General features: G+C 49.7%; 12 protein-coding genes. 6 read left to right on the top strand and 6 right to left on the bottom strand.

Features of this window, described 5'->3' with window-relative positions; translation table 11 throughout:
• Positions 1-13: 13 nt before the first annotated feature.
• The 3 genes from LPW40_RS08490 to LPW40_RS08480 form a co-directional block, all read right to left on the bottom strand.
• Entirely contained in the window at positions 14-1,165 is a 1,152-nt protein-coding gene (locus LPW40_RS08490) for an NADH-dependent flavin oxidoreductase (protein ID WP_230821834.1), read from the bottom strand.
• Between the two features lie 34 nt (positions 1,166-1,199).
• Complete coding sequence (locus LPW40_RS08485; protein WP_230821833.1) at positions 1,200-1,949, bottom strand: IclR family transcriptional regulator; 750 nt, start codon at positions 1,947-1,949, stop codon at positions 1,200-1,202.
• A 146-nt stretch (positions 1,950-2,095) separates the two neighbouring features.
• Positions 2,096-2,830 (bottom strand): glucose 1-dehydrogenase, encoded by a 735-nt coding sequence (locus LPW40_RS08480; protein WP_230821832.1) that lies wholly within the window; start codon positions 2,828-2,830, stop codon positions 2,096-2,098.
• A gap of 119 nt (positions 2,831-2,949) precedes the next feature.
• On the opposite strand from LPW40_RS08480, the gene LPW40_RS08475 reads away from it, so the two are divergent.
• Entirely contained in the window at positions 2,950-3,576 is a 627-nt protein-coding gene (locus tag LPW40_RS08475; RefSeq protein ID WP_230821830.1) for a TetR/AcrR family transcriptional regulator, read from the top strand.
• Between the two features lie 90 nt (positions 3,577-3,666).
• On the opposite strand, the gene LPW40_RS08470 is transcribed toward LPW40_RS08475, so the two are convergent.
• Positions 3,667-4,803, bottom strand: a complete 1,137-nt coding sequence (locus LPW40_RS08470) for a DUF1722 domain-containing protein (RefSeq protein ID WP_230821828.1) — start codon at positions 4,801-4,803, stop codon at positions 3,667-3,669.
• Between the two features lie 212 nt (positions 4,804-5,015).
• Here LPW40_RS08470 and LPW40_RS08465 point away from each other — a divergent pair, with 212 nt between their 5' ends.
• The 4 genes from LPW40_RS08465 to LPW40_RS08450 all read left to right on the top strand — a co-directional run bounded on the left by LPW40_RS08465 (position 5,016) and on the right by LPW40_RS08450 (position 9,251).
• Positions 5,016-5,246 (top strand): hypothetical protein, encoded by a 231-nt coding sequence (locus tag LPW40_RS08465; protein ID WP_097040485.1) that lies wholly within the window; start codon positions 5,016-5,018, stop codon positions 5,244-5,246.
• Positions 5,247-5,248: 2 nt separating this feature from the next.
• A complete protein-coding gene (locus tag LPW40_RS08460; RefSeq protein WP_230821826.1) occupies positions 5,249-6,760 on the top strand; it encodes a sodium:solute symporter family protein in 1,512 nt (503 codons plus the stop codon).
• Positions 6,761-6,927: 167 nt separating this feature from the next.
• The gene (locus LPW40_RS08455) at positions 6,928-7,929 is read left to right on the top strand and encodes an MsnO8 family LLM class oxidoreductase (RefSeq protein ID WP_230821825.1); all 1,002 of its coding nucleotides are present in this window, start codon (positions 6,928-6,930) and stop codon (positions 7,927-7,929) included.
• On the top strand, positions 7,926-9,251 hold the full coding sequence (locus LPW40_RS08450; RefSeq protein WP_230821823.1) for an LLM class flavin-dependent oxidoreductase: 1,326 nt from the start codon (positions 7,926-7,928) through the stop codon (positions 9,249-9,251). Before LPW40_RS08455 ends, LPW40_RS08450 begins: the two co-directional genes overlap by 4 nt.
• 43 nt (positions 9,252-9,294) lie before the next feature.
• Here LPW40_RS08450 and LPW40_RS08445 read toward each other — a convergent pair whose 3' ends face one another.
• Positions 9,295-9,717, bottom strand: coding sequence for a hypothetical protein (locus LPW40_RS08445; protein ID WP_230821822.1), 423 nt, complete (start codon positions 9,715-9,717; stop codon positions 9,295-9,297).
• A gap of 125 nt (positions 9,718-9,842) precedes the next feature.
• Complete coding sequence (locus tag LPW40_RS08440) at positions 9,843-11,516, bottom strand: Na/Pi cotransporter family protein (RefSeq protein WP_230821821.1); 1,674 nt, start codon at positions 11,514-11,516, stop codon at positions 9,843-9,845.
• 271 nt (positions 11,517-11,787) lie between these two features.
• On the opposite strand from LPW40_RS08440, the gene LPW40_RS08435 reads away from it, so the two are divergent.
• Positions 11,788-12,456 carry a hypothetical protein gene (locus LPW40_RS08435; RefSeq protein ID WP_230821819.1) on the top strand — a complete coding sequence of 223 codons (669 nt, stop codon included), beginning with the start codon at positions 11,788-11,790 and terminating at the stop codon, positions 12,454-12,456.
• Positions 12,457-12,603: the final 147 nt, after the last annotated feature.

The following is a 12,603-nucleotide window of genomic DNA, read 5'->3' as shown; positions in this document are numbered from 1 at the left end:
CCTTTCCCGCTTTTTATCTGATGCTGTCGGCTGTCCGCCTGACCGGGAACCAGCCTTCCACTTCCATGATGTGTTTCCATAATGGTGCCGGGATGACCGCTTTAGTCCGGTCGTTTTCCGTCAGATGATCTATAATCGTTTCTTCTTTGCCGTCACGGATCTTATCAACCCATTTCGGATCGACCACCAGTGCACGGCCCACCGCTGCAAAATCCATGCCGCCTTTTTCAAGCACAGCCGATGCATCGCGAGGAGTGAGGATGCTGCCCACGCCGATCACAGGCAGGCGTCCATCCACATGTTCAGCAATCAATTCCGCACGTGACTTTTCGCTGTCCACACCGCGCCGTGCCGGGGACCATGCATCAGTCGCCGCCATATGCAGGTAATCCAAAGATTCCGTTTCAATCAGGGCATCCAGAAATGCGAATGTCTCCCTCATCGTGATGCCCGGTGTTTCCGGTTCCTCAGGGGAAAATCGGTAACCCACCATGAATGGTTTCACTGCATGTTCCGCAACAACCTTTTTTACCGCTTCAATCAATTTCAGTGCAAACAGATGTCTGTCCTGGAATTCATCCGTCCGTAAATTGGAGTGGGGCGAGACGAACTGCTGCAGCAGGTAGCCTGTCGCACCGTGCAGTTCCACACCGTCGAAGCCCGCTTCGATCGATCTCCGTGTGGCCTCGGCGAAATCATCTATGATGCCGTACACCTCTTCGGTTCCAAGTGCACGCGGCGTCTGGTCGATGCTGTAGAAACCGCGGTCTGACAGAGGGACGACGGCGCTCGCGCTGACGGTCTCCCCGCCCGGAGTGAGGTGCGGTACCGCAAGGCGTCCGCCGTGGTACAGCTGGACGATGCCTTTGGCGCCGCCTTCATGTATCACGCCGGAAAGTTCCTTCAGACGGCCGATCGTCTCATCGTCCGCAATGCTCATCTGGCCTTCGAAGCCCTTGCCGTTGTCCGACACATAGGCACATGCGGTGATGATGGTGCCCACGCCGTCCGCCCGCTCTTTATAATAGGCGAGTTCTTCATCCGAAACAAAATCATTTTCATCCGCTGAAAATGTCGTCATCGGGGGCATCATCAAACGGTTCCTCACATGCACACCACTTTTGAATGTAAAATCCTGAAATAAATCCTTGTACTCTTTATTCATCCTATTTGATTCCTCTTTCATGATTGATCTTCATTTATTTGTCCAAAGCCTCGATTTCCCCGGTGACCGCTTTGCTGCCCTGATGTAGTTTCGATACGATTTCCCTCATGTTGCTTTTCGTGATGTCTTCCGGCGGGGCGGCCACGGCGAGCGCGGCGATCACTTCCCCGTTCCGGTAGACCGGCACGGCGATGCACCGGATGCCGATTTCGAGCTCCTCATCATCGAATGCATATCCATCTTCCCGGATCACTTTTAAATGATAGGAAAACAGCTGGGAATCCTGAAATGTGTTTTCGGTCTTCGGTTCAAGCTGCATCTTCTTCATCAAAGCCACTCTTTTAACCTCTTCATAGTGGGCAAGTATGACCTTGCCGAGCGCCGTCTGATGGAGTCCGCTCCTGTTGCCGATTTCATCTTCGGCCTTCTCTGTGAAAGGGGCGTGCAGGACTTGTGACATGACGAGGTCCGTACCTTCCACTTTGCCGAGGTAAGTGCTCATCTGAAGGCTTTTTGCGATCTGGTAGATGGAATTCAATGATGTCCATTCCCGGAGGGACTGCTTTTCGGACTTTTCCATGAAGTTGTTCGGGTCAAGGTAGTACTGCGTTTGGATTTTATAGACGTAACCCATGTCCTCCAAAGTCGTCAGCAGACGGAATGCAGTCGATTTGCTCAGGTTGAATGCCTCCTGAACATCCCGCATGGTCGTCCCCGTTTTTTTCTTGATCAGCTCCAGTACACGCAGCCCTTTTTTTAATGTGGCCGAATGGTTTTTCGTCATGGCTTCCACCTCGCTGTTATAGTATAGGATGCACCATCGATATCTTCAAAATGTACTCCTTCAGTTTCATTATATGAAACTTTCAAGCTGCCTGGCTATAAAATAAAGGCCACAGCATCAAAATGCCGTGACCTTCACCATTTTATTTACATTGCCGTCATACCGCCGTCGATGACGAATTCAGATCCTGTGGAATAACTTGCTTCATCCGAGGCGAGGAAGACGACCATGTTCGTGACTTCTTCAGCCTGGGCCATGCGCTGCATCGGAATCTGCTTCGCGAACTGCCTGATCTGCTCGACCGCATCGCCTTCAGACACCATCGGTGTTTCAATCACGCCCGGGTGGACGGAATTGACCCTGATGCCGAGGGCACCCAGTTGGAGTGCCGCCGCTTTAGTCAGGCCTCTGACTGCAAATTTGGAATCCGTATAGCCCGGCGCACCGCCGACGATCCCGTTCATCGATGAGATGTTCACGATCGATCCGCCTTCGGCTTTCTGCATTGAGGGCAGTACAGCCTTGATGCCGAGGAATACGGAGACCTGGTTGATATCGATGATTTTCCTGTATTCTTCTTCCGTCATGTCAAAAATCGTCTTGCTCATGCTGATGCCGGCATTGTTGACCAGCACATTGACAGATCCGAATGTGGATTCTGCAGTTTCAACGACCTGCTCCCAGCCGGACTGCTCAGTGACATCATGCTTGATGAAAACAGCATTCTCCCCGAGTTCTTCAGCAAGCTTTTGTCCCGCTTCCTCATTGATGTCCGTGAACACGACTTTCGCGCCTTCCTCTAAAAAACGGCGGACATGCGCTTCCCCCATACCTCTTGCTCCACCTGTAACGATGGCCACTTTTTCTGATAATCTTGTCATGAATGAACCTCCCCATAAAATGATAGTCTGACTATCATTTTCATTATACCGCCCGGGAGAATGATGCGCCATCATTTGACCCATGCATTATAATATATTTATGAACCGGAGGTGGCATTATGACAAAACAGCAGAATAACAGGGAAAAAAAGAACCGTGCCATCATCGAAGCGGCGCTTGAGCTCTTCACCCGGAACAGCTGGGACAGTGTCCAGATGCAAGATATCGCCGATGATGCCGGTATCGGGATCGCCACACTTTTCCGGTACTTTCCAAAGAAGCATCTGATCATCGTGGCTGTGGCCGTTGAAATACTCACCGGTGAACTTGATTTTTTCCATAATTTACATCGGCGCACTTTGCCCGGGATTGAAAAGATCGGAATGGTTTTCGATCATATGAACAAGTTCGGGGATGAAGTTTCCCTTAATCAGGCGAAGTTCATCGATATATTCGATGCGAACATCGGGGAAATTTCAGATTATGAAGTGACAGCCGCTGAATACTTCGAAATACGGAATGAAATCTCCGATATCGTCAGTGTACTGGTGACAGAAGGGCAGGCCGACGGTTCCCTGCCGGGAGGAAAATCCGTCACCCATGAAATCATGACGATGATCAACAACTACGGCTTATTTGCCAGGAAGCTTGCCTTGATGAAAAGCGTCCTCGAACTGGAGACCAATCCCGATGGGGATGCACAGCTTAAAATTCTCCGCGGTATATATATGGAGCGCCTGCGTTGAGCACAGGTCTAAAGTCTTACTGATATAAAAAGAAGTCCGGTCATGATGACCGGACTTCTTTCATTTTTATCGGACAGCTTCCGGCATATCCTATGACCGTCCTCTTGTCTTCACCATGGTCGTGCGGAGTATATAAGGCTCTTCGTACTTTAAAGCAAGGTCATGGATAAAGGCATTGACCGCTTCGGGATCCGGATGCTCCGAAAGTTTTGTGTAATGTGCCTTCTCGCTTTCATCCGCTTCATCTTTGAAATGCCCCCACACGTGCTGCAGGTAATTCCGCAGGTGCTTCTCCTCATATTTTAAGGCATAGGCTTCATCAAGCAGCTCCCTGAACCGTGTGGCGGACATGTCTGTGCCTTTTTTGATCAGCTCACGGATTTCATCATAAATCCGCTGGCTTTTCGAAAGGACGAAATATTTCTCCTCCGCCCATACTTCCTCGAGCATCCTGAGGTCCTTCCCGTCCAGCAGCTTCTCTTCCATCCGGCGCAGGAATGAGCGTTTATAGACGTAGTGGCGGAGCAGCGGCAGGTTCCCATTCGGAGGCATTCCCGGAGGTGCATTCAGGACATCGAAATATTTCACTTCCTTCCCGGTGGAATGGGGATCGATGAGTATCGAACCGAGGTGGATTGCCGGTCCCGGATGATAATCCGTGAGGTGCTCATCTTTTTCCGCGTATATTTCAATCCGGTCATTTCCCGGGTGATAATCCAGCTTCATCTTATAGTGTTCCCCGCCGTAACTGTGTGCGGTGTAATACAGGTGGTCCATATCCGTGCGCTTCGGCATCCATTTGAGAATCTTGCCGAGATCCCTGTATAGTCCCCCGGCCCTGAATATATCCATGAAACGGCCTGCACTTTTATCCTCCAGATAAAAATGGATCCTGTAGAGCACGTCCAGAGTCTCTGCAGCCGAATCGAACGGAAAGTAGGGGAAGTTGATGCCGATGATATCAATCGGCCGGAGGGGATGGTTGAACCTCACCGAACATCCCTTTATATTGACCAGCCAGTCCGGCACTTTATCGTTGGTCGCGGCGTTCGACAACCTCACGACCGCATTTTCCACCTCCCCGAAGATGTCTTTCCCCGCCTCATTCAGTTCCACGCGTGCTTTATAATGATTTCCCTTGCCGTGTGCTCTCCTGGAGCCGGCATCATGCACATCAAATTTTTCAACGAGTCCGATGATGATGTCCGCAGCAGTTTTCATGAACATCTTTCCTTTCATTGCGTTTACCTTATACATTCCCCCGAAATCCACGAAGTAATCTGAAGGGGTGAGCCTATTCACACATTTGAAAACGCATTCATTAATTTAAAATTCAGAAAGTATAGAAATTTCTGTTTGAAAATGTTAATGTATTCGGTAATTATGCTCACTGCCGGGCTTCAAGGCAGTCGGGAAATTCAAAATCAGGAGGAGAAGGAATGAAGGAACCCATCAAAAACAAGAAAATCTGGCTCGGTTTTCTGGTCATCTTCATCATGCTGAACCCATGGTACTTCCCGTCAGGGGGAGAACCTGTGCTCATCTATGGCGTACCGCTCTGGGCAATCGTCATCATCATCATGAGCATCGTCTTATCGCTTTACATCACATACGTCATCCATTATCACTGGGATACTCTGGATGAGGAAGAAAACGGGGAGGAGAAGTAATCATGGAAATGGATTTGGCTTTTTCAGGAATGTCCGGCATCCTGATCATGCTGTTCTACGGGCTGATCATGCTCGGCATCGGCGTCATTACATATATGAAGAATAAAAAAGTCCACAGCAGCCTTGATGAGTACTATCTGGGCGGCCGCGGCCTGGGCACGATGGTGCTGTTCTTCACTTTCTTCGCCACCCAGTACAGCGGAAATACGGTCGTCGGCTATTCTGCCGAAGCGTACCGCGTCGGTTATGCGAACTTGGTGACGATACCGTTCTTCATCATGATCATCCTGGTGTACTTGAGCTTTGCGCCGAGGATGTACAAACTCGGGAAGAAACATAATATAGTCACACCCGTCGACTGGCTGGAGATGAAATTCAAATCAAAGGCTGTCTCGATCCTTGCGGCGATCATCATGCTGTATGCACTTGCGAATTTCCTGCTCGAACAGCTTGTCGCAATCGGGCAGGGTGTATCGGGCCTTACGGGGGGCACCGTGCCTTATCAGGCCGGGGTGATATTCTTCATCATCATCATGATCGCCTACGGATGGCTCGGGGGCATGCGCTCGGTCGCCTATACGGATACGATGCAGGGCATCGCCCTCCTTGTCGGGGTTTTCATGCTTCTGATCGGGACCATCATCTATTTCGGCGGCGTGCCGGCTGCAGGGGATTATATGCGCACCTACTCTCCTGAAAACCTTGGCGTGCCGGAAGGCGGCGGCCTTGTCAGGTGGAGCAACTTCCTGATCCTTGTCGGCATCGGGGCTGCAGTCTATCCGAACGCCATACAGCGGATATTCTCCGCTAAAAATGAACGGGCCTTGAAACGCTCGTTCACACAGATGGCCTGGATGCCATTTCTGACCGCAGGCGTGGTCTTCTTCATCGGCATCATGGCCTACACTGCCTACCCGAACCTTTCGGTCGAGCAGTCGGAACAGCTTGTCGGCATCATGGCCAGCACGCTCGCCAATCAGAACATCATCTTCTATATCGCGATGGTGCTCCTGTTCGGCGGCATCATTGCAGCCATCGTCTCCACCGCGGATTCGGTGCTGCTGACATTCTCATCCATCATTTCAAAAGATATTTACGGCAGATACATCAATCCGGAAGCATCCGATACTAAAAAGATACATGTCGGTAAAATCATCGGTGTCATCGTCGTCGCGTTCCTGCTGCTCATCGCATGGAACCCGCCCGGCACGCTGTATCAGATCTTCGTCCTCAAACTGGAAATATTGATACAGGTTGCACCGGCAATCATACTCGGCCTGTACTGGGAGCGCAGCCATGCGAAGTCCGTCTTCACGGGCATGCTGGTCGGTGCACTGGTTGCGGCATCCTTCACCTTCCTCGGACTCACCCCGCTCGGCATATTCAGCGGCATCTGGGGTCTGATGATCAACGTTGCGATCTATGTCGGCGGCAGCTTCATATTCGGCAGAGTGCCGGCTGAAAAAACCGAAACTTCCACAGTGGAGGGCAGCCCTGAATTTACAAGAACATGACCAAAAGCCATCATCTCCTGATCATCGGGATATGGTGGCTTTTTTTATTTCTGTTTCAATATCGTTTTTTCCGAGTTTTCAATAAAAACCTTGATTCTTATTCATATCATGTTAGTATGTATTTAAATCATACTTGATGAGTATGTTATTAAGTGAGGGTGATCCATATGGAATTCAGTATATTGAACCAGAGTCCGATCCTTAAAGGGCATACGGTCAAAGAGTCGCTGCAGAACACGATTGAACTTGCGGTCCTTGCGGAAAACCTGGGATACAAAAGGTTCTTCGTCTCGGAACACCATAACCTCGACACATTGATCGGCACCGCCCCCGAAGTGCTCGTCTCGCATCTCGCTGCACACACCCGGAAAATACATATCGGCGCAGGCGGCATCATGTTGTCCCACCATAATCCGTTCCATGTCGCAGAACAGTTTCAGCTGATCAACCACCTTGCAGAGGGCAGGGTCGACCTCGGCATCGGCAAAGCGCCCGGCGGCACGCCGCTCGCCACAAAGGCGCTCCAGCGTGAACTGAAAGAGGACCGGGCCCCGTTCAATGACCGTTTCATTGAACTGAAAAAATATTTGAACAGCACACATGCCGATGCAGAAGAATTGAAGATCTCACCGGACACATCAAATCCTCCGGGGTTATTCCTTCTTGGCGGCAGTATAGAGTCGGCGCTGTTCGCAGCTGAAGAAAACGTCAATTATATGTTTGCACATTTCATCAATAACGATACACGCCTGCTGGATGAAGCCGCCATGAACTATAAAAACAATGTCAGGCGCGGCAGGTTCATCGTTGCATTATCGGTCCTTGTGATTGAGGAGGAAGCGGACAGGCAGGCTGCCATCCGGGAAAATGAATACTATCAATTGTCTTTCAAGGATGGCAGATCGCTACGCGTCATCACTAAAGAACAGGCGGAGAATTTTGTCAGGAATTCCGACGAAGAGATAGAAGTGACAAAGAAAAAGCCGAACATCATCATGGGCAGCGCCGGCGAGGTGCTGAAGCAGCTTTCAAAGCTGAATGAAAATAATTATATCGATGAATTCATGTTCCATCTGCCGAGCACCGACGCGGACATCCGCACCCGTACGATCGAAGCTCTGGCACCTGTCAATACGATTCATAACAGAGAGAAAGCAGGGATTATATGACCAGTAAAAAAGTACAGTTCGGCGTCATGCTCCACGGGCCCGGCGGCCATATGAACGCATGGCGCAGTGCTGATGTACCGTCCGATGCCAGCACGAATTTCGAACATTACCTGAGTGTCACGAAACGAGCAGAAGATGCAGGATTCTCCTTCGTCTTCGTTGCCGACGGCCTCTATATCAATGAGAAATCCATACCTCATTTCCTGAGCCGTTTTGAACCGCTGACGATACTTGCAGCACTTGCACCGATGACCAGCAGGATCGGCCTGGTCGGCACGATCTCCACTTCATACAGCGAGCCTTTCACCATCGCAAGGCAGCTTGCTTCAATCGATAAGATCAGCGGCGGCCGTGCGGGATGGAATGTCGTGACCTCCCCGCTGGAAGGCAGCGCGGATAACTTCAGCAAGGACAAACATCCCGATCACAGCCTCCGGTATGACATCGCCGAGGAACACCTCGAAGTCGTCCAGGGCCTGTGGGATTCATGGGAGGATGATGCCTTCGTACGCGATGCCGAAAACAACCGGTATTTCGATAAGGATAAGATGCATGAACTGAACTATAAGGGTGAGTTCTTCCAGGTGAAGGGCCCGCTCAACATCGACCGTTCAGAGCAGGGGCAGCCGATCATATTCCAGGCCGGCGCTTCGAAGAAAGGTTCTGCGTTTGCAGCAAAACATGCGGATGCCGTGTTCACCAACGGCGGCACGCTGGAGCAGGCCAAAGAGGCATACAAAGATGTGAAGCAAAAAGCAGTCGAAGCGGGCAGGAGCGCAGACGAAATCAAAGTCTTCCCGGTACTGTCGCCGATCATCGGAAAGTCCCGTGAAGAAGTCCGGGAAAGATATGAGGAGATAAAGCATCTCGTGACCGTGGAGGAGGCACTCGCTTACCTCGGCCGCTACTTCGACCATCATGACTTTACGCAGTACGATCTGGATGCCCCTTTCCCGGAACTTGGGGATATCGGCAAAAACAGTTTCCAGTCGACCACCGACGAGATCAAAAGGCGGGCGAAGGAGGAGAATCTCACACTCCGGGAAACCGCCCTCCAGGAAACGACACGAGAAACACCGTTCATGGGGACTTATGAAGAAGTTGCGGATACGATCATCAGATGGATCGATGAGGGTGCCGCCGACGGCTTTGTGCTGACACCCCATGTGCTTGGTGAATTATACGATGATTTCCTGGACGAAGTGATACCTCGCCTCGTGGAAAAAGGCTATTATGACACCTCTTACGCAAGTGATACATTGCGGGGGGAGCTCGGCCTGAAATTCAAAGAGAACAGGTATGCACAGAAAACCAGAGTATAAGCATATAAAAAGGATGAAGCGGCCGCTTCATCCTTTTTGGCGATTATTTGGAGATGATCTTCAGGACCAGCTCCCCGTTCACCGTCACACTCTCCATATCGACCAGTTCCTCATCGGAAGTGTCGATGACATACTCACCCGACAAGTTGCTCTCATCCTTATAGAACAGTTTGATCCTATCAATGCTGTTGAAGTCATATTCCAGCATGACGAGCATACTGTTGGCATGGTCGAACTCCGGATAATTTTCATGTTCCAGCAGGACTTCGTTGCGTTCTTCCATGTAGTCGGCCAGAGATTTCCGGTCGATGACGAGCTCCACCCGGTCTTCCTTCAGATCCAGGCGGCTGAAATGCTCTATGTTGATGGCAATCTTCTTCTCGCCGAGGCCGACGATATCATCAATGAAAGAGACGGCGGTGAACTTGACCTTGTTGACATCAGATACATCCAATAGTTGATTCATTTACATTTCCTCACATCATTTTAATAATATCCTGATTGTATCATACAACCGTAAAACTCTTTCAGAGGCGTGCTCAAAATAAAAACCCCGGCCTGGAATCTGCATTCCAAAACCGGGGATCAGGCTTACTGGTCGAAAACGATCTGTTCTTCTTCATGTTCTGTGTCAGAACCGTCATCGCCGAGGTTCAGCTCTGTAATATTGCGTGTATTGTAGCCGATTCTTTCCAAAGTGCTGATGAGATCGACGTACAAATGTCCGCCGTCCGTGGAACAGATGCCTTTATTCATCCGCTTCACATGCTGCTTCCGCAGCTTGTTTTCGATGTTCGTCGATTTCTGGGTCATATCCAGAATCATCTCGACATCCTGAGGGTTGTATATGTCTATGGCATTTACAGCTTTCCTGAATGATTTGCCGACATGTTTGATGAAATCATTCAGCCCCTTCTGGGCGGATTCGGATAAATAGATGTTCTTATTATATTTTTTGACGTTCAGGTCCGTGAACTCGACGATCTGTTCACTGACTTTATAGAGCATCCGGTTGATTTCCAGCAGCGTCGTCTGCCTGATGGCATCTTCATTGGAAATGTCGTACTTGGACAATTCCTGCAGATACTTCCTGATGCTTTCAGTCAGTCCGTCGACGACACCGGCCTTTTCACGTATGCGTTTTTCAATCTTCGCATCATTCTCGTGGGTGAAATCCCTCGCATCTTCAAGCATGCTGAGTGTCAGCTGGCCGAGATTCTGAATTTCCTTCTGGGTGCCCTGCAGTGCAATCGACGGGGACTGCTTCATCAGTGATTTATCCAGATGGACGGGCTGATAGTCTTCTGCATAATCCTTACCGGGTACAAGCTTCGTCACGACCCATGCAAGGAAACCGATCAACGGCAGATGTATCAAAGTGTTCACCAGGTTGTATGAACCGTGTGCAAATGCGATGGTCATTCGTCCGTTCAAATCAAGCGCCGTCTCCAGATATCCCACGAACATGGTGAAGAATGGCAGGATGAGCATGAATATGATCGCCCCGAACAGGTTGAAGACGACATGGACCGCGGCTGCACGCCTTGCTGCGATGGTGCCGACGAGCGCTGCAAGCACTGCGGTGATTGTCGTTCCGACGTTATCCCCGAGGAGGATCGGCATTGCCGCAGTCAGATCAACGAGATCATTCATATAAAAGTTCTGCAAAATCGCGATGGTCGCACTCGAGCTCTGAACGATGACCGTCAATACGGTGCCCACCGCAAAACCGAGTATCGGATTATCCGAGAGCATCAGCATGAGGTCTGAAAAGCCCTGCAGATCCGCAAGCGGCCTGACACCGTCGCCCATCAATTCCAGACCATAGAATAATGCACCGAATCCGAAGATGATGCGTCCATAGTTGTTAATCTTGGGTGCTTTAAAGAAAAACAGCAAAATGACACCGAATGCCAGTATAGGCAGTGAATACGCCCCGATGTCGAGACCAATTACAAAAGCTGTGATTGTGGTGCCGATGTTTGCACCCATGATGACACCGATCGCCTGCCTCAGCGTCATGAAACCTGCAGAGACCAGACCGATCGTTATTGCAGTCGTTCCGGAACTGCTTTGAAGCAATGCAGTGATGATGATACCCGCCAATACTCCAAGAAAAGGGTTCGTCGTCATGCGGTTCAGTATTTCCCGCAGACGGTCTCCCGCGGCAGCCTGAAGACCGTCGCCCATGCTTTTAATACCGTATAGAAATATACCAAGTCCACCCAGAAACATGAACAGTACTTCCATCGGATTGAGTTCCATTTTCATTCCTCCACTTTGATACTTTGAGCTTCCTGCTATCTATAACCGACTTCATTTAATTTTTACAATCTTAACCTAAAATTAATTATATACACTCCCTCTTTAAAATGCATTAAGATAAATAAATTAACCCTGCACGCCCCGATTAACGGAATATTGATACTTTCCAAAATAATGCGTCAATTATATCGGGAGTGCACAGCAGAGCGCCATGCAGGCTTGTAAGGTATGTTAAAATACTTTCAAAGACACAAAAAGGATGGGTATTTCAATGCAAAGCTATAAGAAAACGAAAGAGGATCTGCTCAAAGCTGAAGATTATAGAAGTTTCACGGTGCGCTCAAGATATCTGCCTGAAATGATGGACGGGGAAGCAGCACACTTCAAAGAAATCCAGGAGACTTATAAGGAAGAAGGATTCAACCACCTTTCCGCAGTCGAGCTGTGCCGCACATTCATCAAAGTCGACCTGCTGAAACTGTCTTTGATGCAGAGCACACATGGTGTATTCACGGACGGCGATAAACCCTACTATCCGATGGAGCATGAAGTGCTCGGCAAATTCACCCTGAATCAGAGCGACATGGATTTCCACGAACTGGAGCTGCCTGAAGACCTTGAGAAAATCAATATCGAGATCAGGGATAAGATCATCGAATTCACCAAAAGCATCGAGCCGTTCCTCCAGCTGATCGAAAAGAATGCAGGGGATTTCAATGAGACCTTCCGGACGGTGATGACGGTCCTCATCAATGATAACCCGCATATTTTGAGCAAAATCTATGATGCCACATACTACGGCACTGTGCTGGACTATAACATCGATAATGCATTCGAGAAGGCCTGGAAGGAACAGCTCGTCGAAAAACCCCTTGTATCATTTTATGCCGCGTTCACACTGGCGCGCTACGACAACATGTTCAAGTCACAGCTGACATGACCGATATAAAAACCAACCCCGCGGCTGGTTTTTATTTACTTCATCAAGGAAATCAAGCTCCAGATTGGATGTAAATTATGAAGTCCCCTGATTGCCGACGGCCTGCAGACCGGATGAATTTCACGGGCTTGACAGTAATACCCAGTG

The sequence above is a fragment of the Salinicoccus halitifaciens genome, from assembly GCF_021026095.1.
Classification (GTDB): Bacteria; Bacillota; Bacilli; order Staphylococcales; family Salinicoccaceae; genus Lacicoccus; species Lacicoccus halitifaciens.
The sequence above is the reverse complement of the archived record's forward strand: the minus strand, read 5'-3'. Positions and strand labels throughout refer to the sequence as shown.